Origin of the sequence: Achromobacter marplatensis (genome assembly GCF_002209535.1) — a bacterium.
GTDB lineage: Bacteria > Pseudomonadota > Gammaproteobacteria > Burkholderiales > Burkholderiaceae_B > Achromobacter > Achromobacter marplatensis.
On record NZ_NJIG01000002.1, the window covers coordinates 540,480 to 561,517 of the forward strand.

Annotated in this window: 21 protein-coding genes; 18 read left to right on the plus strand and 3 right to left on the minus strand. The window is 63.9% G+C overall.

Features of this window, described 5'->3' with window-relative positions; all coding sequences use genetic code 11:
• The first annotated feature begins 51 nt into the window (after positions 1 to 51).
• The 4 genes from CEY09_RS06005 (at position 52) to CEY09_RS06020 (ending at position 4,471) form a co-directional block, all read left to right on the plus strand.
• Positions 52 to 1,851 carry a gamma-glutamyltransferase family protein gene (locus CEY09_RS06005; RefSeq protein WP_088587934.1) on the plus strand — a complete coding sequence of 600 codons (1,800 nt, stop codon included), beginning with the start codon at positions 52 to 54 and terminating at the stop codon, positions 1,849 to 1,851.
• Positions 1,852 to 1,923: 72 nt separating this feature from the next.
• Positions 1,924 to 2,916, plus strand: coding sequence for a diacylglycerol/lipid kinase family protein (locus CEY09_RS06010; protein WP_088588055.1), 993 nt, complete (start codon positions 1,924 to 1,926; stop codon positions 2,914 to 2,916).
• Positions 2,913 to 3,707: a metallophosphoesterase family protein gene (locus CEY09_RS06015; protein WP_088587935.1), complete on the plus strand. Its 795-nt coding sequence runs from the start codon at positions 2,913 to 2,915 to the stop codon at positions 3,705 to 3,707. The genes CEY09_RS06010 and CEY09_RS06015 overlap by 4 nt, the downstream gene beginning before the upstream one ends.
• Positions 3,704 to 4,471 (plus strand): phosphatase PAP2 family protein, encoded by a 768-nt coding sequence (locus tag CEY09_RS06020; RefSeq protein WP_088587936.1) that lies wholly within the window; start codon positions 3,704 to 3,706, stop codon positions 4,469 to 4,471. Before CEY09_RS06015 ends, CEY09_RS06020 begins: the two co-directional genes overlap by 4 nt.
• Here CEY09_RS06020 and CEY09_RS06025 read toward each other — a convergent pair.
• The 3 genes from CEY09_RS06025 to CEY09_RS06035 are packed head-to-tail and all read right to left on the minus strand — an operon-like array spanning position 4,442 to position 5,921.
• A complete protein-coding gene (locus tag CEY09_RS06025; protein ID WP_088587937.1) occupies positions 4,442 to 4,870 on the minus strand; it encodes an NAD(P)-binding domain-containing protein in 429 nt (142 codons plus the stop codon). The genes CEY09_RS06020 and CEY09_RS06025 overlap by 30 nt on opposite strands.
• On the minus strand, positions 4,867 to 5,310 hold the full coding sequence (locus CEY09_RS06030; protein WP_088587938.1) for a PaaI family thioesterase: 444 nt from the start codon (positions 5,308 to 5,310) through the stop codon (positions 4,867 to 4,869). The genes CEY09_RS06025 and CEY09_RS06030 overlap by 4 nt, the downstream gene beginning before the upstream one ends.
• Positions 5,307 to 5,921 (minus strand): TetR/AcrR family transcriptional regulator, encoded by a 615-nt coding sequence (locus CEY09_RS06035; RefSeq protein ID WP_088587939.1) that lies wholly within the window; start codon positions 5,919 to 5,921, stop codon positions 5,307 to 5,309. The genes CEY09_RS06030 and CEY09_RS06035 overlap by 4 nt, the downstream gene beginning before the upstream one ends.
• Before the next feature lie 461 nt (positions 5,922 to 6,382).
• On the opposite strand from CEY09_RS06035, the gene CEY09_RS06040 reads away from it, so the two are divergent.
• From CEY09_RS06040 to CEY09_RS06105, 14 genes are all read left to right on the plus strand, one after another.
• Positions 6,383 to 7,534: a porin gene (locus tag CEY09_RS06040; protein ID WP_088587940.1), complete on the plus strand. Its 1,152-nt coding sequence runs from the start codon at positions 6,383 to 6,385 to the stop codon at positions 7,532 to 7,534.
• Between the two features lie 297 nt (positions 7,535 to 7,831).
• Positions 7,832 to 8,191: an NADH-quinone oxidoreductase subunit A gene (locus tag CEY09_RS06045; protein WP_006217959.1), complete on the plus strand. Its 360-nt coding sequence runs from the start codon at positions 7,832 to 7,834 to the stop codon at positions 8,189 to 8,191.
• Positions 8,192 to 8,231: 40 nt separating this feature from the next.
• Entirely contained in the window at positions 8,232 to 8,708 is a 477-nt protein-coding gene (locus CEY09_RS06050; RefSeq protein ID WP_006217960.1) for a NuoB/complex I 20 kDa subunit family protein, read from the plus strand.
• A gap of 75 nt (positions 8,709 to 8,783) precedes the next feature.
• Positions 8,784 to 9,410, plus strand: coding sequence for an NADH-quinone oxidoreductase subunit C (locus tag CEY09_RS06055; RefSeq protein ID WP_088587941.1), 627 nt, complete (start codon positions 8,784 to 8,786; stop codon positions 9,408 to 9,410).
• 3 nt (positions 9,411 to 9,413) lie between these two features.
• Positions 9,414 to 10,670 carry an NADH-quinone oxidoreductase subunit D gene (locus CEY09_RS06060; protein WP_088587942.1) on the plus strand — a complete coding sequence of 419 codons (1,257 nt, stop codon included), beginning with the start codon at positions 9,414 to 9,416 and terminating at the stop codon, positions 10,668 to 10,670.
• A gap of 47 nt (positions 10,671 to 10,717) precedes the next feature.
• Complete coding sequence (gene nuoE, locus CEY09_RS06065) at positions 10,718 to 11,212, plus strand: NADH-quinone oxidoreductase subunit NuoE (protein ID WP_006217963.1); 495 nt, start codon at positions 10,718 to 10,720, stop codon at positions 11,210 to 11,212.
• The gene (gene nuoF, locus CEY09_RS06070; protein ID WP_006223755.1) at positions 11,209 to 12,576 is read left to right on the plus strand and encodes an NADH-quinone oxidoreductase subunit NuoF; all 1,368 of its coding nucleotides are present in this window, start codon (positions 11,209 to 11,211) and stop codon (positions 12,574 to 12,576) included. The genes nuoE and nuoF overlap by 4 nt, the downstream gene beginning before the upstream one ends.
• Positions 12,577 to 12,591: 15 nt before the next feature.
• Positions 12,592 to 14,919, plus strand: coding sequence for an NADH-quinone oxidoreductase subunit NuoG (gene nuoG, locus CEY09_RS06075; protein WP_088587943.1), 2,328 nt, complete (start codon positions 12,592 to 12,594; stop codon positions 14,917 to 14,919).
• A complete protein-coding gene (gene nuoH / locus CEY09_RS06080) occupies positions 14,919 to 15,992 on the plus strand; it encodes an NADH-quinone oxidoreductase subunit NuoH (RefSeq protein ID WP_088587944.1) in 1,074 nt (357 codons plus the stop codon). The genes nuoG and nuoH overlap by 1 nt, the downstream gene beginning before the upstream one ends.
• A 21-nt stretch (positions 15,993 to 16,013) precedes the next feature.
• Positions 16,014 to 16,502, plus strand: a complete 489-nt coding sequence (nuoI, locus tag CEY09_RS06085) for an NADH-quinone oxidoreductase subunit NuoI (protein ID WP_006223758.1) — start codon at positions 16,014 to 16,016, stop codon at positions 16,500 to 16,502.
• A gap of 17 nt (positions 16,503 to 16,519) precedes the next feature.
• Positions 16,520 to 17,176, plus strand: a complete 657-nt coding sequence (locus tag CEY09_RS06090) for an NADH-quinone oxidoreductase subunit J (RefSeq protein ID WP_088587945.1) — start codon at positions 16,520 to 16,522, stop codon at positions 17,174 to 17,176.
• Positions 17,173 to 17,481, plus strand: a complete 309-nt coding sequence (nuoK, locus tag CEY09_RS06095; RefSeq protein ID WP_006217969.1) for an NADH-quinone oxidoreductase subunit NuoK — start codon at positions 17,173 to 17,175, stop codon at positions 17,479 to 17,481. The genes CEY09_RS06090 and nuoK overlap by 4 nt, the downstream gene beginning before the upstream one ends.
• Before the next feature lie 17 nt (positions 17,482 to 17,498).
• Entirely contained in the window at positions 17,499 to 19,532 is a 2,034-nt protein-coding gene (gene nuoL, locus CEY09_RS06100; RefSeq protein ID WP_088587946.1) for an NADH-quinone oxidoreductase subunit L, read from the plus strand.
• A complete protein-coding gene (locus CEY09_RS06105; RefSeq protein ID WP_006223761.1) occupies positions 19,529 to 21,031 on the plus strand; it encodes an NADH-quinone oxidoreductase subunit M in 1,503 nt (500 codons plus the stop codon). Before nuoL ends, CEY09_RS06105 begins: the two co-directional genes overlap by 4 nt.
• The last annotated feature ends 7 nt before the right edge of the window (positions 21,032 to 21,038 follow it).

Here is a 21,038-nt window from a genome sequence, read left to right on the forward strand (position 1 = left end):
CGACGGTTGGATCGCTGGGGCCTCGGATCTGACAACCATACAGGACTGCTTATGTTCACCACTCGCCCGGAAATCCTCGGCACCTTCGGTGTCGTGACCTCTACCCACTGGTTGGCCAGCGCGGCGGGCATGTCGCTGCTGGAACGCGGCGGCAACGCGTTCGATGCCTGCGCGGCATCGGCGTTCGTGCTGCAGGTGGTCGAGCCCCACCTGGTCGGCCCGGCCGGTGAAGTGCCCGCGGTGTTCTATTCAGCCCGGACCGGGCGCGTCGAGGTGCTGTGCGGCCAAGGCACGACGCCTGCCGCGGCCACGCTTGAGCGCTACCGTGCCGAAGGATTGAAGCTGATCCCCGGCAACGGCTTGCTGGCCACCGTGATCCCGGGCGCGTTCGACGCCTGGATGTTGCTGCTGCGCGACCACGGCACGATGCGCGTGCGCGACGTGCTGGAGCCCGCCATCTATTACGCCGAGCACGGCCATGCGCTGATGCCGCGCATTTCCAACACCATCGCCGGCCTGAAGGACTTCTTCGAAACGCATTGGCCGACGACCGCGCAGGTCTACTTGCCGGGCGGCAAGGTGCCCGAAGCCCGCAAGCTGTTCCGCAACCCGGCGCTGGCCCGCACCTGGACCCGCGTGCTGAAGGAAGCCGAGGCCGCTGGCGCGGACCGCGAACGCCAGATCGAAGCGGCCCGCGATGCGTTCTACCGCGGCTTCATCGCCGACGAGATCGACAAGTTCGCGCGCAACACCGACGTCATGGACGAAAGCGGCACGACTCACCGCGGCGTCATCACCGCGGCCGACCTGGCGGGCTGGTCGGCCAGCTACGACCAGCCGCTGACCTACGACTATCACGGCTATACCGTCGCCAAGGCCGGCGCCTGGAGCCAGGGCCCGGTCTTCCTGCAGACGCTGGCCTTGCTCAAAGACATGGACCTGGCCGGCGTGGGCCCGAACAGCGTGGAATTCATCCATCGCGTCACCGAAGCCATGAAGCTGGCGTTCGCCGACCGCGAGGCCTACTACGGCGATCCGGCCTTCATCGACGTGCCGCTGGCCCATCTGCTGTCCGATGAGTACAACGCGGAACGCCGCGCGCTGATCGGCGAGTCCGCCTCGCACGACCTGCTGCCGGGCCAGGTGCCCGGCTTCGAGGCCCAGGTGGCGCGCGTCATGGACACGCTGGAACGCTTGTCCAAGGTGTCCGCGCCCGGCAGCGCGACCAACGAGCCGACGCTGGCCGACATGCGCGCTTCCGCCAAGCGTGGCGACACCACGCACGTGGACGTCATTGATCGCTGGGGCAACATGATTTCGGCCACGCCCTCGGGCGGCTGGTTCCAGTCGTCGCCGGTGATCCCGGAACTGGGCTTCGGCCTGAACACCCGCGCGCAGATGTTCTGGCTGGAAGAGGGGCTGCCCGGCACGCTCGCCCCGGGCAAGCGTCCGCGCACCACGCTGACGCCTTCGCTGGCGCTGCGCGACGGCAAGCCCTATCTGGCGTTCGGCACGCCGGGCGGCGACCAGCAGGAACAATGGCAGCTGCTGTTCTTCCTGCGCCACGTTCATCATGGGCTGAACCTGCAGGAAGCGATCGACCTGCCCATGTCCCACACCATGCACTTCCCCACGTCCTTCTATCCGCGCGACCGCAAGCCGGGGCATCTGGCGGTAGAAGCCAGCTTCGGTCCCGAGGTCATCGACGGCCTGCGCCAGCGCGGACACCAGATCGAGGAAGTGCCTGAGTGGTCCGTGGGCCGCCTGACCGCCGCTTCGCGCGACGAGGACGGGCTGCTGCACGCCGCGGCCACGCCGCGCTTGATGCAGGCCTACGCCATCGGTCGCTGACCGGGGGCGGGGCGCCCGATGCGCGGCCTTGCGGACCAGGCGCATCGGGCCGCCTTGCGGCGATTTGCCGGCATGGGCTATCTTTCTCCCATGACGTCATCCCAGCAGCGCCCGGCAACCGGGGCGCAATCCCTGACGGGACAAGAACCGCTTTTCATCGTCCTCAACACCGGATCGGGGCGCGGCGACGCGCAGGTCCTGCAGGACACCATCCGCCGTATCCTCGACGAGGCGGGCCGGCGCTACGCGCTGATGCCCGTCGACGACCCGTCCCGGCTGACCGAAACGGCGCAGTCCGCCGTCAAGCGCGCGCAAGACGAGCAGGGCGTGGTCATCGCCGCGGGAGGCGACGGCACGCTTAACGCCGTGGCCGGCACCGTGCTGGGCCAGGGCGTGCCCTTCGGCATCCTGCCCCAGGGCACGTTCAATTACTTCGGACGCCGCTACGGCATCTCCCAAGACACCGAAGTCGCCTTGCGCGGCTTCCTGCAGGGCCATTTGCAGCCGGTGCAGGTGGGGCACCTCAATGGCCGGTTGTTCCTGGTGAACGCCAGCCTGGGCCTGTACCCCACGTTGCTGGAAGACCGCGAAGCGTATAAGCAGCGCTTTGGCCGCAGCCGGCTCGTGGCGCTGTGGTCGGGCATCGTCACGTTGCTGCGCGCCCCGCGCCAGCTCAGGCTGCAACTGGAATACGAAGGCCGGGTGCGCGACCTGCGCTCGCCCACGCTGGTGGTCGGCAACAACAAGCTGCAACTCGAGCACATCGGCATCGAATCCCAGGAGCTGGACCGCGGCCGCCTGGTGGCGATGGCGGCGCGCCCGGTCGGCACGCTGGCGCTGTATGGCCTGCTGGTGCGCGGCCTGTTCAGCCGGCTGGGCGACGCGGAACACGTGATCAGCTTCGCCTTCGACCGGCTGACGGTCCACATCCGGGGGCGCAACCGTGTCAAGGTGGCGATGGACGGCGAAATCTCCTGGATGAACACGCCGCTGGAATTCAAGGTGGCCAGCGAAAAGTTGCCGCTCGTGGTGCCGGCCGACTCGCAGTACCTGGACCGCTCATGACGCGGATCTTGCAGTTATCCGACACGCATTTCGGCACCGAGCGCAAACCCGTGGTCGAGGCCGCGCTGGACCTGGCCCGCTCGCTGAATCCGGATCTGGTCGTGCTCAGCGGCGACATCACGCAGCGCGCGCGGCGCGGGCAATTCGCCGCGGCCCGCAAATTCATCGAGCGCCTGTCGCTGCCGGTGCTGGCCGTGCCGGGTAATCACGACATTCCGCTGTTCAACGTGTTCGCGCGGGCCCTCAACCCGTATGGCAACTACAAGCGCGCGCTGGGCGCGGTGCTGGAGCCCGTGTTCGAGAACCCCGGCCTGCTGGCCATCGGCGTGAACACCACGCGGCCCCGGCGCCGCAAGGACGGTGAAATCTCGGATACGCAGATCGCCCGCGTGGCCCAGCGCCTGCGCCAGGCGCGGCCCGGCCAGTTGCGGGTCGTGGTGGCCCACCACCCCGTGCGCGCCAAGGTCGAATCCGATCTCTCCAATCTGCTGATCGGGCGCGAGCGCGCGCTGGCGGCCTGGGCCCAGGCGGGCGTCGACCTGATCCTGGGCGGGCACATCCATCTGCCCTATGTGCTGCCGTTGACGGCAGCCGGCCAATCCGCCGGCTGGATCGTCCAGGCAGGCACCGCCTGCTCGCACCGTGTCCGGGGCAGCGTGCCGAACTCGGTCAACGTGATCACGCGCGAAGGCGAGGGCGGTCAGGAGGCCTGCCACGTCGAACGCTGGGACTACGCGGCGGGCACGCATGCGTTCGCCCCTGTCGACAAGACGCTGGTGACGCTTTCATGACCGATGCGTGGGCGGCGTGGGCAGCGTGCCACGCCTTGGAACTGTTCATCGTGCTGCCGCTGCTTGCCGGCGGGGCCGCTTTCTGGGGCATGCGCGCCTACGTCGGCCGGCCCAGGCGAGCCCGCCAGGCGATCTACGCATCGTCCCTGGCCGTGTGGTTGTTGCTGTTCCTGGGGCTGGCGATGGCAGTGCAGCGCCAGGGCGGCATCGTCGCGTTCGATGGCGCTTTGGCCGATGCCCTAAGCATGACCATGGATACCTCGCTGCTGTGGCTGCTGTCGTGGTTCACTTATCTGGGCGACCGCAACTTCCTGACGGTGCTGAGCGTGCTGATGACGCTCTATCTGCTCTGGACAGGCTGGTGGCGGCTAGCGGCGTTCTGCGCGATTGCCACCGGCGTGGGCGGCGCGATCAACTGGTTGCTCAAGCACACCTTTGAGCGCGTACGGCCGGAACACGATCACGGTTACGCCACGGTGGCCGGGTGGAGTTTTCCCAGCGGTCATGCGTCGGCCGCGATGGCCGTCTACGGCACGGCCTGCTACCTGGTGTGGCGGCTGGCGCCGCCCGCCTGGCGATGGCCCTGCGTCGCGGTCTCTGCCGCGCTGATCATGGCGATCGGGCTCAGCCGCATCCTGCTGCAAGTCCATTTCGCCAGCGACGTCGTGGCAGGCTTGGCGGTCAGCCTGGCCTGGCTGTCGGTGTGCGTGGCGGTGGCCGAACGCCACTGCACGTCACGCCGGGCAGAGCAAGACCTTCACTAGGCGCGCGCCTGCGTCTTCCGACGCTCCGCTCAGGACGGGGGTGTAGCGTCCGCCCGCCCCGGCAATCGCCAGGCCCAGGCGTCGCGCCTGCTCGGCGGGGGGAGGTGCCAGGTCGATGATCTGCTTGCCAGCGACAAGCGCCGTGACTTCCCCGTCGCTGAAGCGTTCCAGCGTACGGTCGATCTCGCGTTCCCGTGGCAGCGCCAGCACGATCGTGTCCGATTCCGCCAGGGCTTCGCGGGCCGAGGTGGCCAGCGTGGCCGAACCGCGGAAGTCCTCGCAGCGTTCGGGGTCGATGTCGTAGACGGTCAACGCGATGTCCGGCTCGGCCTCCAGCAGGCGCCGGGCGGCCAGGGTGCCGGTGTTGCCCATCCCCACGATGCTGATGCGCGGGCTCATGGCTTGGGCACGGACCACGTGCTCACGATATGGGCCAGGGGCTCGTCCGAGCCTTCGCCGGTCAGGATGACTTCGCCGGCGGACAGACGTCCCACCTTCAGCAAGCGGGCGTCGGCATAAATTGCGCCGGCGGGGCTTTTTCGCAGGAAATTGATGGTCAGGCTGGCCGTCACCGCGTGCGTCTGGCCGGTCGCGCCCACCACGGCAGCATACATGGTCAGGTCGGCCAGCCCCATCAGCATGGGGCCCGCCACGATACCGCCCAGTCGCTGGTGCGCGTCCCGGGCCGGCAGCACGGCACGCGCCGTGCCGCGGCCGATACGCAGGATGTCGATCCCCAGCAGCAGCGAAAAGGGATGCTGGTCGGCCAGCAGGATGTGGAAGTCGGCCAGGCTGATCAGCGGGGCGTCGCTATCGGCGGCCAGGACGGTTGCGGTCATCGTTGCTCCAGAGCGAGGCAGTAGTTGTCCAGCAACGCGTCCGCGTGCTGGCCCAGGGATTTCAGGCGATGGGTATGCAGCAGCAGCAACAGCCCCATCAGGTACGTGAAAAGATTCATTTGCTCGATCTCCACGGTCGGGGTGTCCCAGCCTTTGGTGCGCGCAAGCGCGTCGCCCAGCAGGTCTACGCACTGGCGCAGCCGGGCATTGAGCTTTTCGTCCATTTCCCGGCCCAGGCCGCGCGGCCCCAGCCCCTGGAACAGATACATGCCTAGGGAAAAGTCGGTCTGCCGCTCGGCGTAGTAGCTGAAGAAGGCGCGGATCGCGCGCCGCGCGGCAGACGGCGCATCGCCGGTGCCCGCCGCCTCGGCCAAATACGCGTGCAGCCGTTGCAGCGATTCATCGAGCAGCGCGCCGTAGATGGTCTCCTTGCCGGCGAACCAGGGGTAGATCGCGCCAGTGGTGCAGCCGGCCTCCTTGGCGATCGCCCGGATCGTGGTCTTCTCCAGTCCGTCGCGCTCGAACACGCGTTGCGCGGCGTCCAGGATCAACTGGCGGCGCAGGGCGCTCAGGCGTTCATTGCGGTCGGTACGGGCGGTTGGGGAGGGCATGTGGGGCACGGCAGCAGCACGGGAACAGGCTCGATAATATCGACGATTTTTATTAATAACAATGTTATTGGTTGCTGCTCTACGGGCGACGCCAGGCCGGTGGCCCACAGGGTGGGGGAGCCAGGCTTACAGCGAAAAGCGCGCCAAAGCCGGTCAGAAAGCCGGTTGAAAGCGGCAGGCTAAAATGGCCTGAATAATTAGGGGCAGGGCTGAAAGTCGCGTGGATACGGGCTTGCGTGTTTAGCTAAGGGAAAGCCCTAGCAGCTTTGGCGCCATGTCCGCGCGATGTTGCAAGATCCCAACAGGGGTGTCGCAAACCTGCACTTTTCTGACGCCGACCATAGCCAGTCCCCCCGATTTTTGATGCAATAGCGTCAACTTCCCTTCGCGGAGTTAGGGGGGCGGCAGGCTGGTTTGCTGGATTGCTGCTCTTGTCACTCAAATCAACGGAGATTTCTTAAATGAAAAAGACTCTGCTCGCTGCCGCCCTGCTCGCCGGTTTCGCCGGTGTCGCCCAGGCAGAAACGTCTGTCACCCTGTACGGTATTATCGACACGGGTATCGGCTACAACAAGGTCAAGGCGGATGGCTACAGCGCCAGCCGCATCGGCATGATCAACGGCGTGCAGAACGGTTCGCGTTGGGGCCTGCGTGGTTCGGAAGATCTGGGTGACGGCCTGCGCGCTGTTTTCCAACTGGAATCCGGCTTTGATTCGGGCAACGGCTCGTCCGCTCAAGGTGGCCGTCTGTTCGGTCGTCAAGCTACCGTCGGTCTGGCCAGCGACAGCTGGGGTCAACTGGACTTCGGTCGCCAAACCAACATCGCGTCGAAGTACTTCGGCTCGATCGATCCGTTCGGCGCTAGCTTCGGTCAAGCTAACATCGGCGTTGGCCTGAGCTCGACCAACACCGTTCGCTACGACAACATGGTCCTGTACCAAACCCCGTCGTTCAGCGGCTTCCAATTCGGCGTCGGCTACTCGTTCAGCGCCGATGACACGAAGGATGGTCGTGAAAACCCGATCACCGGCGTTCGCCCGGCTGCCCAAACTGGCTTCCGTACTGCCGACAACACCCGTGCCATCACGGCTGGTCTGCGCTACGTCAACGGCCCGTTGAACGTTGCTCTGTCGTACGACCAACTGAATGCTTCGAACAACCTGCCGCAAGCTGCCGTGGACGCAACCCCGCGCTCCTACGTCATCGGCGGTTCGTATGACTTCGAAGTGGTCAAGCTGGCTCTGGCCTACGGTCGCACGACCGACGGCTGGTTCGGCGGCCAAAGCGCCCCGAACGGCGCTGGCATCACCGGCTTCGGCGGCAGCGTTTTTGCTGACGGCTTCAAGGCCAATTCGTACTTGGTCGGCCTGTCCGCCCCGATCGGCGGCGCAAGCAGCCTGTTTGGTTCGTGGCAAATGGTTGACCCCAGCAACAACAAGCTGACCAACATCGCTGGTGCTGACGAGACGATGAACGTCTTCTCGCTGGGCTACACCTACGACCTGTCCAAGCGCACCAACCTGTACGCCTACGGTTCGTACGCCAAGAACTACGCCTTCATCGACGACGCCAAGTCGACCGCTGTCGGCGTCGGTATCCGCCACCGCTTCTAATCCAACGCAGGGCGCAAGCCCTGTCTGGATTCAAAGCGCAAGCGAACGAACGGGCTTCGGCCCGTTCGTATAAGCCACCTCCAGGGGTGGCTTTTTTTTTGTTCTAAAGTCTGATTTTTCGCATTACGCGGGTGCTTGTCAGGAGAGTCCTGTATCCTTGCAACTCTGTCTCGAAAACTGCCATTGTTCCATTTGAGGAATGCAGTCTTTCACCTGCTATTCAAGCTACAGAGTTCAGCCAGAAGTAACCACGCGAATGCTACAATCCTAAGGTTTGCGCATTTGACGGACGCCTGAATGAACCTGCAACAGTATTTTCCCGTCCTGCTGTTTATCGTAGTGGCCACCCTTATCGGGTTCGCGCTTCTAACGGCCGGCTCCCTCCTTGGCCCCCGGCGTCCCTACGCTGAGAAGCTGTCGCCCTACGAGTGCGGCTTCGAAGCGTTTGAAGACGCCCGTATGAAGTTTGACGTGCGCTACTACCTGGTGGCGATTCTGTTCATTCTTTTCGACCTGGAAATCGCGTTCCTGTTCCCGTGGGCCATCGCCCAAGGCACAGTCGGGCTCGTCGGTTTCTGGACGGTCATGGTTTTCCTAGCCGTGTTGACCGTCGGCTTCATCTACGAATGGAAAAAGGGCGCGCTGGATTGGGAATGACCCCTCCGGGTTTTTTCTCAGCACGCTATCAGAGACGAATATGGCTATAGACGGCATTCTCAAGCAAGGGTTCATCACAACCAGCGCCGACAAGTTCCTTAATTGGGCGAAGACCGGCTCCATGTGGCCCATGACCTTCGGTCTGGCCTGTTGCGCGGTCGAGATGATGCACGCGGGCGCGGCCCGCTACGACCTGGACCAGTTCGGCATCATCTTCCGGCCCAGCCCGCGTCAGTCCGATCTGATGATCGTCGCTGGCACGCTTTGCAACAAGATGGCGCCGGCGCTGCGCAAGGTCTATGACCAGATGCCCGAGCCGCGTTGGGTGGTTTCCATGGGCTCCTGTGCCAATGGCGGCGGCTACTACCACTACTCGTATTCGGTGGTTCGTGGCTGCGACCGCATCGTACCGGTAGACGTCTACGTGCCGGGCTGCCCGCCCACGGCCGAGGCGCTGGTCTACGGCTTGCTGCAAATGCAGAACAAGATCCGTCTGACCAACACGATTGCGCGCTGAGCCTTCGCCCGCCCGGCGGCAGTCGTTGCCGCGGGCCCTGCGAATCCAGCGTATCGGTTCACCTAAGCGTACAAGATGATGACCAGGCTCGAAACCCTGAAAAACAATTTGCAGACCACCCTCGGCGCGGATATCGCGCTGACCGAGGCGTTGGGCGAGCTGACGCTCGAAGTGCCCGCGCAGCAGTGGTTCTCCGTCTGCAACAAGCTGCGCACCGAAGCCGGCCTGCGCTTTGAAACCTGTATCGACCTCTGTGGCGTCGACTACCTGACCTGGGGCAACGGCACGCGCCAGTTGCCCGAGGAATCCAGCGCCAAGATCCACCGCTCGCGCTTTGCCGTGGTGATCCACCTGCTCTCGATCGAGAACAACTGGCGCCTGCGTGTCCGTACCTGGGTCGCCGACGACGAATTCCCGGTGGTCGCATCGCTGATGGAATGCTGGCCGGCCGTGGGCTGGTTCGAGCGCGAAGCCTTCGACCTGTACGGCATCGTCTTCGAAGGCCATCCGGACCTGCGCCGCATCCTGACCGACTACGGCTTCATCGGCCATCCGTTCCGCAAGGACTTCCCGCTGTCGGGCACCGTCGAAATGCGTTACGACCCCGAACAACGGCGCGTCATTTACCAGCCTGTCACGATCGATCCGCGCGAGATCACCCCGCGCGTGGTCCGCGAAGACTCCTACGGCTTGGGGCGTTAAATCATGGCAGAAATCAAGAACTACACGCTCAACTTCGGCCCTCAGCATCCGGCCGCGCACGGTGTGTTGCGCCTGGTGCTGGAACTGGACGGCGAAGTCATCCAGCGTGCCGACCCGCACATCGGCCTGTTGCACCGCGCCACCGAAAAGCTGGCCGAGCACAAGACCTACATCCAGGCGCTGCCCTACATGGACCGCCTGGACTACGTGTCCATGATGTGCAACGAGCACGCCTATGTCATGGCCATCGAAAAGCTGCTGGGCGTCGAAGCCCCGCTGCGCGCCCAGTACATCCGTGTCATGTTCGACGAGATCACGCGTCTCTTGAACCACCTGATGTCGCTGGGTTCGCACGCGCTGGACGTGGGTGCCATGGCGGTGTTCCTGTACGCCTTCCGTGAACGCGAAGACCTGATGGACTGCTACGAAGCGGTCTCGGGCGCGCGCATGCACGCGGCCTACTACCGCCCGGGCGGCGTCTACCGCGACCTGCCGGACACGATGCCGCAGTACGGCGACACCAGCAAGTACCGTGGCGACAAAGAAATGCGCATCATGAACGACGCGCGTTCGGGTTCGCTGCTGGACTTCATCGAAGACTTCACCAACCGCTTCCCCGGTTGCGTCGACGAGTACGAAACGCTGCTCACCGACAACCGCATCTGGAAGCAGCGTCTGGTTGGCATCGGCGTGGTCGATCCCGACCGCGCCAAGGCGCTGGGCTTCACCGGCCCGATGCTGCGTGGCTCGGGCGTGGCCTGGGATTTGCGCAAGACGCAGCCCTACGAAGTCTACGATCTGCTCGATTTCGACATCCCCGTGGGTGTCAACGGCGACTGCTACGACCGCTACCTGGTCCGCATCGCTGAAATGCGCGAAAGCAATCGCATCATCCGCCAGTGCGTGGAATGGCTGCGCAACAACCCGGGTCCGGTCATGATCGAGAATCACAAGATCGCCCCGCCCAAGCGCACCGCCATGAAGACCAACATGGAAGAGCTGATTCACCATTTCAAGCTCTTCACCGAAGGTTTCCACGTGCCCCCGGGCGAGGCGTTTGCCTCGGTGGAGCACCCCAAGGGCGAATTCGGCATCTATCTGGTGTCGGATGGCGCCAACAAGCCTTACCGCCTGAAGATTCGGGCCCCCGGCTTTGTCCACCTGCAAGCGCTGGACGAAATGTCGCGCGGTCACATGATCGCCGACGCCGTCACCATCATTGGTACGCAGGACATCGTTTTCGGCGAGATCGATCGCTGATCCGCCCAGACAGTCACGAGCACGCCCGCATAACCCGGATTCAAACTATGCTGCTTTCCGAACAGGCCTACCAGAAAATCGACCGAGAACTCGCGAAGTTCCCGGCCGACCAGCGGCAGTCCGCCATCATGGCCTCGCTTGCCATCGCGCAAGAAGAGAAGGGCTGGTTGGCTACCGAAACTATTGAAGATGTGGCCAATTACATTGGCGTCCCGCCCATCGCGGTGCAGGAAGTCGCCACGTTCTACAACATGTTCGACGTCAAGCCCGTCGGCAAGAACAAGATCGCCGTCTGCACCAACTTGCCCTGTGCCTTGCGCGATGGCGACCGTGCCGGCGAATACCTCAAGCGCAAGCTGGGTGTCGACTACCGTCAAACCACCGCCGACGGCCAGTTCACGCTGGTTGAAGGCGAATGCATGGGCGCTTGCGGCGATTCCCCCGTGCTGATCGTGAACAACAAGCATATGTGCGTGCGCATGACCGACGAGAAGCTGGACGCGCTGGTCGCGGCCCTCAAGGTGCAAGGAGAGTCGGCATGAACGCGCCCGACCTGTACAAGCAGTTCGCGCAAGGGCTGGATCCCAACCCGCTGAACGACGTGTCCAACTCGATGTGCCTGCACGGCCGGCACATCCAGCCGCAGATCATGGCGGACGTCGATGGCGAGAACTGGCGCCTGGCCGACTACGTCAAGCGCGGCGGCTACGAAGCCCTGAAGAAGATCCTTACCACCGGCCTGAAGCCGGAAGACGTGATCGCCGAAGTCAAGGCGTCGGGTCTGCGCGGCCGTGGCGGCGCGGGCTTCCCGACCGGCCTGAAGTGGAGCTTCATGCCGCGCGCGTTCCCCGGCCAGAAGTACCTCGTCTGCAACTCGGACGAAGGCGAACCGGGCACGTTCAAGGACCGCGACATCCTGCGCTTCAATCCGCACATCGTGATTGAAGGCATGGCGATCGCGGCCTACGCCATGGGCATCAGCGTCGGCTACAACTACATCCACGGCGAAATCTTCGAAGTCTACGAACGCTTCGAAGAAGCGCTGGAAGAGGCGCGCGCCGCCGGCTTCCTGGGCGACAAGCTGCTGGGTTCGGATTTCAGCTTCCAGCTGCACGCGTTCCACGGCTACGGCGCCTACATCTGCGGCGAAGAAACGGCGCTGCTGGAATCGCTGGAAGGCAAGAAGGGCCAACCGCGCTTCAAGCCGCCGTTCCCGGCCAGCTTCGGCCTGTACGGCAAGCCCACCACGATCAACAACACCGAAACGTTCGCGGCGGTGCCGTGGATCATCCGCAACAGCGGCCAGGCCTACCTGGAAGTCGGCAAGCCGAACAACGGCGGCACCAAGCTGTTCTCGATCACCGGCGACGTCGAACGCCCCGGCAACTACGAGATCCCGCTGGGCACCCCGTTCTCGACGCTGCTCGAACTGGCAGGCGGCATGCGCGGCGGCAAGAAGCTGAAGGCCGTGATCCCTGGCGGATCCAGCGCCCCGGTGCTGCCGGCCGACATCATCATGGAATGCACGATGGACTATGACTCCATCGCCAAGGCCGGCTCGATGCTCGGTTCCGGCGCTGTGATCGTCATGGACGAAACGCGCTGCATGGTGAAGTCGCTCTTGCGCCTGTCGTACTTCTATTTCGAGGAAAGCTGCGGCCAGTGCACGCCGTGCCGCGAAGGCACCGGCTGGCTCTACCGCATGGTGCATCGCATCGAAAACGGTCACGGCCGTCCGGAAGATCTGGACTTGCTGGACAACGTGGCAGGCAACATCATGGGCCGCACCATCTGCGCCCTGGGTGACGCCGCCGCCATGCCCGTCCGTGGCTTCCTCAAGCATTTTCGCGACGAATTCGCGCACCACATCGAGCATAAGTCTTGTGTGGTCCCGCAATATCTGTAGGTCTCAGGAACAGCAATGGTTGAACTAACCGTCGACGGCAATCAGGTCGAAGTGCCCGAAGGCAGCATGGTCATGCATGCCGCTCAGAAAGTCGGGCTTTACGTGCCGCATTTCTGCTACCACAAGAAACTGTCCATCGCGGCCAACTGCCGGATGTGCCTGGTTGAAGTGGAAAAAGCGCCCAAGGCGCTGCCCGCCTGCGCCACGCCCGTGACCAACGGCATGGTCGTCCACACCTGCTCTGAGAAGGCTCGCGCCGCTCAGAAGTCGGTGATGGAATTCTTGCTCATCAATCACCCGCTCGACTGCCCGATCTGCGATCAGGGCGGCGAATGCCAGCTGCAGGATCTGGCTGTGGGCTACGGTGGCTCGTCCTCGCGTTACCAAGAGGAAAAGCGCGTCGTTTTCCACAAGGACCTGGGTCCACTGGTTTCCGCCGAGGAAATGAGCCGCTGCATCCACTGCACCCGCTGCGTGCGCTTCGGCCAGGAAATCGCCGGCGTCATGGAGCTCGGCATGCTGGGCCGTGGCGAACACTCCGAGATCACGACCTTCGTGGGCCGCTCGATCGAGTCCGAACTGTCGGGCAACATGATCGACATCTGTCCGGTGGGCGCGCTGACCTCCAAGCCCTTCCGCTACAGCGCTCGCACCTGGGAACTGGCTCGCCGCCGTTCGGTCAGCCCGCACGACAGCCTTGGCGCCAACCTGGTGGTCCAGGTCAAGGGCGACCGCGTGATGCGCGTGGTTCCGTTCGAAGACGAAGCCGTCAACGAATGCTGGATCAGCGACCGCGACCGCTTCTCGTACGAAGGCTTGAACAGCGACGACCGCCTGTCCGCCCCGATGATCAAGGGCACGGACGGCAAGTGGCAGGAAGCCTCGTGGGCCGACGCCCTGCAAGCCGTGGCCCAAGGCCTGTCGCGTGTGCGTGACAGCTTCGGCGCCGGCCAGATCGGCGCGCTGGCGTCGGAATACGCCACCACCGAAGAATATGCGCTGCTGGGCCGCCTGGTCCGCGCGCTGGGCTCCGAGAACATCGACTTCCGCCTGCGCCAGACCGATCCGGCGTTCGACGCCGCTCTGACCGGCGCACCGTGGCTGGGCATGCCCATCGCCGAACTCGACAACCTGGACCGCGTCCTGGTCGTCGGCTCGTTCCTGCGCAAGGACCACCCGCTGATGGCGCAACGCCTGCGCCAGGCTGCCAAGCGCGGTACGCAGATCCTGATGGTCGACAGCGCCGCTGACGATCCCCTGATGCCCGTCGCCGCCCGCATCACCGTTGCACCGTCCGAGCTGCCGCGCGCGCTGGCCGAGGTGGCCGTCGCCCTGGCGCAAACCCGCGAACAAGCCGTGCCGGCCGAATTCGCCTCGGTCACCCCGGGCGAGAACGCCAAGATCATTGCCGCGAGCCTGGCTTCCGGCGCCAACACCGCCGTGCTGATGGGCAACCTGGCTGTCGCCAGCGCCCAGGCTTCGACGCTGGCCGCCAACGGCCGCGCCGTGGCTGACCTGGCCGGCGGCAAGTTCGGTTTCCTGACCTCCGGCGGCAACACCGTCGGCGGTTACCTGGCCGGCGCCGTTCCGGGCAAGGGTGGCAAGACCGCCGCCGCCATGTTGGCCGAGCCGCTGAAGGCCTACGTCGTGCTGCACGCCGAGCCGCTGCTGGATGCCGACAACGGCCAGCAAGCCATCGCCGCGCTGCGTGGCGCGCAGTTCGCCGTCGCCCTGACGCCGTACCGTTCGGCCGCTGCCGAATGGGCCGACGTCATGCTGCCGGTGTCGCCGTTCACCGAAACCTCGGGTACGTTCGTCAACGCGCAAGGCCTGGCCCAGAGCTTCAAGGGCACGGTCACGCCGTTGGGCCAGACGCGCCCGGGCTGGAAGGTCCTGCGCGTGCTGGGCAACGTCCTGCACCTGGCTGGCTTTGACGACGAAACCTCCGAATCCGTGCGCGACGCCGCGCTGGCCGGCGGCATCGAAGGCCGCTTGTCCAACGACGTCAAGGCGCCGTTGGGCCTGGGCCAGGCCGCAAGCGGCCTGGAACGCGTGGCTGACGTGCCGATCTACCGCACCGACGCCATGGTCCGCCGTTCGGAGCCGCTGCAAGCGTCCCCGGCCTCGAAGAAGCCGGCTGCCGCCATGAACGGCCGCACGCTCGCCAGCCTCGGCCTGACGGCCGGCGTGAAGGTGCGCGTCGCGGGTGCGCAAGGCGCCGTTGAACTCGAAACCGTGCAGGATGATGCCGTGGCCGATCGCGCCGTGCGCATTTCCGCAGCCTTTGAAAACACCGCAGCCCTGGGTGGCGCATTCGGTCAACTCAGCGTGGAGCGTGCCTGATGGAATGGCTTAATGTTCTTGAGAGCCACGGGCAGGCATTGCTGGGCCCGACGGTCTGGATGGTCCTCTGGACCCTCATCAAGATTGTGATCATCGCCGTGCCGATCATTCTGTGCGTCGCGTACCTGACGTACTGGGAACGCAAGATGATCGGCGCCATGCACGTGCGCGTGGGCCCGAACCGCGTGGGTTTCAAGGGGTTGCTGCAACCGTTTGCCGACGTGTTCAAGCTGTTGACGAAGGAAGTCGTCGTCCCCAGCCAGGCCAACAAGGTGCTGTTCGTCGTGGCCCCCGTGGTCACGCTGATGCCTGCGCTGGCCGCCTGGGCTGTCGTGCCCTTCGGTCCTGAAGTCGTGCTGGCCAACGTCAACGCCGGCCTGCTGTACATCATGGCCATCACGTCCATCGGCGTGTATGGCGTGATCGTGGCAGGCTGGGCGTCGAACTCCAAGTACGCGTTCCTGGGCGCCTTGCGCGCCTCGGCGCAGATGCTGTCGTACGAACTGGCCATCGGCTTCGTGCTGGTCACGGTGCTGCTGGTGTCGGGCAGCCTGAACATGTCCGAGATCGTCAACGTCCAGAACCGCGGCTGGTTTGCCGACAAGGGCCTGACGTTCATGTCGTGGAACTGGCTGCCGCTGTTGCCGCTGTTCGTGATCTACGTCGTCGCCATCGTCGCCGAAACCAACCGCCACCCGTTTGACGTGGTGGAAGGCGAATCGGAAATCGTGGCCGGCCACATGGTCGAGTACTCGGGTATGGCCTTCGCCCTGTTCTTCCTGGGTGAATACGCCAACATGATCCTGCTGTCCTGCATGGCGTCGATCATGTTCCTGGGCGGCTGGGCTTCCCCGATCGACATTGCGCCGCTGACCTGGATCCCGGGCTGGATCTGGCTGGGTCTGAAAACGTTCGTCGTGGTCTCGTTGTTCGTGTGGTTCCGGGCGTCGTTCCCGCGTTACCGCTATGACCAGATCATGCGTTTGGGTTGGAAAATCTTCATCCCGCTGACCGGCGTTTGGCTGGTCGTGGTGGCGATCTGGATGCAGACGCCCTGGAACATTTGGCGCTAAGCCGCCAGGCAGAGGCAGGATATGGAAGCGATCAAAGATTTCTTCGGCAGTCTGATGCTGACCGAGTTGCTCAAGGGCATGCGCCTGACGGGCAAGTACTTTTTCAAGCGCAAGGTCACCTTGCGTTATCCGCAGGAAAAGACGCCTACGTCGGCGCGTTTCCGCGGCCTGCACGCATTGCGCCGCTACCCCAACGGGGAAGAGCGCTGCATCGCGTGCAAGCTGTGCGAAGCCGTGTGCCCGGCCTTGGCGATCACCATTGAATCGGAACAGCGCGATGACGGCTCCCGCCGCACCACGCGTTACGACATCGATCTGACCAAGTGCATTTTCTGCGGCTTCTGTGAGGAAAGCTGCCCCGTGGACTCGATCGTGGAAACCCATATCCACGAATACCACGGTGAAAAGCGCGGCGACCTGTATTTCACCAAAGACATGCTGCTCGCCGTGGGCGACCGCTACGAAGCTGACATCGCCCGCCGCCGGGCCGACGACGCTCCTTACCGTTGAAGCCCAGGGTCTGATCCATGACTTTTACCACTGTCCTTTTCTACATACTGGCCGCCGTGCTGGTGATCGCGGCGTTCCGCGTGATCACCGCGCGCAGTCCGGTCACCGCTGTTCTGCACTTGATCCTGGCGTTCTCCAACGCCGCCATGCTGTGGATGTTGCTGGGCGCCGAATTCCTGGCGCTGCTGCTGGTGCTGGTGTACGTGGGCGCCGTGATGGTGCTCTTCCTCTTCGTCGTGATGATGCTGGATATCCGCATGGACACCATGCGCCAGGGCATGAAGACCTACCTGCCTCTGGGCCTGGTGATCGGTCTGGTGCTGGTGCTGGAAATGTCGTTCGTGCTGGGTTCCACCTGGTACGGCTCGGGCCCGCAAGCCCCGGTCGCCGGCGACTACAACAACGCCCGCGCGCTGGGCGAAGTGATGTACACGCAGTACGTCTACGCCATTGAAGTCGGCGCCGCGCTGCTGCTGGTGGGTATGGTCGCCGCGATCGCGCTGACCCTGCGCCGCCGCCGCGACGTGAAGTACAACGACCCGGTGGCCGCTGTGCGCGTTCGTGCGAAGGATCGTTTCCGCATGGTGAACATGCCCGCCCAGAGCGACCGTGCCCAGGCCAAGCGCGACGCCGCGAACGGCGTTGCCGCTGCGCCCCAAGGAGAAAAAGAATGACGCTGACGCTGGCCCACTATCTGATCCTCGGGGCGATCCTGTTCGCCATCGGGATCTTCGGCATCTTCCTGAACCGCCGCAACCTGATCATTCTCTTGATGTCCATCGAGCTCGTGCTCCTGGCCGTCAACATGAACTTCGTGGCGTTCTCCAGCTGGTTCGGCGACACCGCCGGCCAGGTGTTCGTGTTCTTCATCCTGACCGTGGCCGCCGCTGAAGCGGCGATCGGCCTGGCCATCCTGGTGCTGCTGTTCCGCAACCTGAACACGATCAACGTTGACGAACTCGATCGCCTGAAGGGCTGACGGGGTATTGGAAGAAAATGTCTAGCTCACCCAATCTCTACTTGCTCATCGCGCTGGCACCGCTGGCCGGAGCAATTCTCGCGGGCCTTTTTGGCACCGGCTTCCTGGGCCGTCCGATCGGCCGTCGTGCCTCGCACGTCATCACCATCCTGGGCGTGCTCATCTCCGCCATCGGTTCGGTGGTGGTGCTGGCCGACGTGCTGAACGGCCTGCGCTTTGACGGCGCGGTCTACACCTGGAGCCTCATCGGCCAGACCAAGCTGGAAATCGGCTTCCTGATCGATCCGCTGTCGGCCATGATGATGGTCGTGGTGACCTCCGTGTCGCTGATGGTGCACATCTACACCATCGGCTACATGGCTGATGATCCCGGCTACCAGCGCTTCTTCTCGTACATCTCGCTGTTCACGTTCTCCATGCTGATGCTGGTGATGTCGAACAACATGGTGCAGCTGTTCTTCGGCTGGGAAGCGGTGGGCCTGGTGTCGTACCTGCTTATCGGTTTCTGGTACACCCGCCCGACGGCCATCTTCGCCAACATGAAGGCGTTCCTGATCAACCGCGTCGGCGACTTCGGCTTCGTGCTGGGTATCGGCCTGTTGTTCGCGTACGCCGGCACGATGCACTACGGCGAAGTGTTCGCCCAAGCCGACAAGCTGGCCGCGATGACCCTGCCGGGCTCGGACTGGATGCTGCTGACGGTGGCGTGTATCTGCCTGTTCATCGGCGCCATGGGCAAATCGGCGCAGGTCCCCCTGCACGCCTGGCTGCCCGACTCGATGGAAGGCCCGACCCCGATCTCCGCGCTGATCCACGCCGCCACCATGGTGACGGCCGGCATCTTCATGGTCGCGCGCTTCTCGCCGCTGTTCGAACTGTCGGACGTGGCGCTGTCGTTCATCATCGTGATCGGCGCCATCGGCGCACTGTTCCTGGGCATCCTGGGCATCATCCAGACCGACATCAAGCGCGTCGTCGCGTACTCCACGCTGTCGCAGCTGGGTTACATGACGGTTGCGCTCGGCGCATCGGCCTACTCGGTGGCGATCTTCCACCTGATGACCCACGCGTTCTTCAAGGCCCTGCTGTTCCTGGGCGCGGGTTCGGTCATCATCGGCATGCACCACGACCAGGACATCCGCAACATGGGCGGCCTGCGCAAGTACATGCCCATCACCTGGATCACCTTCCTGCTGGGCACGCTGGCCCTGGTCGGCACGCCGTTTTTCTCGGGTTTCTACTCGAAGGAAAACATCATCGAAGCCGCCGGCCACGCTAACGTCTGGGGCGCAAGCTTCGCGTACTACGCCGTGCTGATCGGTGTGTTCGTCACCTCGCTGTACTCGTTCCGCGTGTACTTCCTGGTCTTCCACGGCAAGGAACGCTTCGACACCAGCGACCACGGCCACGGCCATGGCCACGACGACCATGCTCATGATGACCACGATCACGGCCACGGCCGTCATGGCGGCAAGCCCCATGAGTCGCCCTGGGTGGTCACGCTGCCGCTGATCCTGCTGGCGATTCCGTCGGTGCTGGTTGGCGCCTGGGCCGTTGACCCGATGCTGTTCGGCAAGTTCTTCAACGGCGTGATCACGGTGCTGCCGCAGCATCCGGCCATGCACGAACTGAACGAAGAGTGGCACGGCTGGGTTGCCTATGGCCTGCATGCCTTCCAGACCCTGCCGTTCTGGCTGGTCGTGGCAGGTTTCGTCATCGCCTGGTACTGCTACCTGATCAACCCCAAGGTTCCGGCCGCGATCAAGTCCAGCCTGTCTGGCGTGAACAAGGTGCTTGAGAACAAGTACTACGTGGACTGGGTCAACGAGCAGATCATCGCTCGCGGCATGCGCGCCCTGGGCCGTGGCCTGTGGAATACCGGCGACCGCGGCATCATCGACGGTTTGCTGGTCAACGGTAGCGCCCGCGTGGTGGGCTGGGTGGCTGCGGTCAGCCGCCACCTGCAGTCCGGCTTCATCTATCACTACGCGTTCGCGATGATCATCGGCATCATGGCGCTGGTGACTTTCTTTGTGCTGATTCCCCAATGATGGCAAGCGAGATGGCATCCAACACTTTCCCCTGGCTCACGCTTGCGATCTTTGTCCCGATCGTATTCGGCCTGCTGGTGCTGGCGGTGGGCCGTGACGACCGTCCCGGTCTGACGCGCGGCCTGTCGCTCGCCGGCGCCGTTGCCGGTTTCCTCGTCACGATTCCGCTTTACACCGGTTTTGACAACACCACGGCCGCCATGCAGTTCGTGGAGAAGGCCTCGTGGATTGAAGCCTTCAACGTCAACTACCACCTGGGCATCGACGGCATTTCGCTGTGGTTCGTCCTCCTGACCGCATTCATCACCATCATCGTGGTGCTGGCCGGCTGGGAAGTCATCACCAGCCGCGTGGCGCAGTACATGGCCGCCTTCCTGATCCTGTCGGGTCTGATGGTGGGCGTGTTCGTTGCGCTGGACGGCATGCTGTTCTACGTGTTCTTCGAAGCCACGCTGATCCCGATGTACATCATCATCGGTGCGTGGGGCGGCGATAACCGTATCTACGCAGCGTTCAAGTTCTTCCTGTACACGCTGATGGGCTCTCTGTTGACCCTGATCGCGTTCATCTACCTGTGGCACGCCTCGGGTGGTTCGTTCGACATCCTGACCTGGCACAAGGTCAAGCTGGGCCAGACCGAGCAGATCCTGATCTTCGTGGCGCTGCTGGCGGCTTTCGCGGTGAAGGTGCCGATGTGGCCCGTCCACACGTGGTTGCCGGATGTTCACGTTGAAGCGCCCACGGGCGGCTCCATCGTGCTGGCTGCGATCATGCTGAAGCTGGGCGCCTACGGTTTCCTGCGCTTCTCGCTGCCGATCACACCGGACGCGTCGCACAGCCTGGCTGGCCTGATGATCACCCTGTCGCTCGTCGCGGTGATCTACATCGGCCTGGTGGCGATCATCCAGGAAGACATGAAGAAGCTGGTGGCTTACTCGTCCGTGGCCCACATGGGTTTCGTGACGCTGGGTTTCTTCATCTTCAACACGGCCGGCGTCGAAGGCGCCATCGTGCAGATGATCTCCCACGGCTTCGTCTCGGGCGCCATGTTCATGTGTATCGGCGTCCTGTACGACCGCATGCACTCGCGCCGCATCGCCGACTACGGCGGCGTGGTCAACGTGATGCCGCGCTTCGCCACGTTCTTCATCCTGTTCTCGATGGCCAACAGCGGCCTGCCGGCCACCAGCGGTTTCGTCGGCGAGTTCATGGTGATCATGGGCGCGGTCGAGCACAACTTCTGGATCGGCCTGTTGGCGGCTACCGCCCTGATCCTGGGTGCTTCGTATTCGCTGTGGATGGTCAAGCGCGTGGTCCTGGGCGACGTCGCCAATGACCATGTGCGCGAACTGACCGATATCAACCGCCGCGAATTTGTGATTCTTGGCGTGATGGCGATCGCCGTGTTGTACATGGGGATCTATCCCAAGCCCTTCACCGACGTGATGCACGTGTCGGTCGAGGCCCTGCTGCAACACGTTGCCGTCTCGAAACTGTAAGACAAGA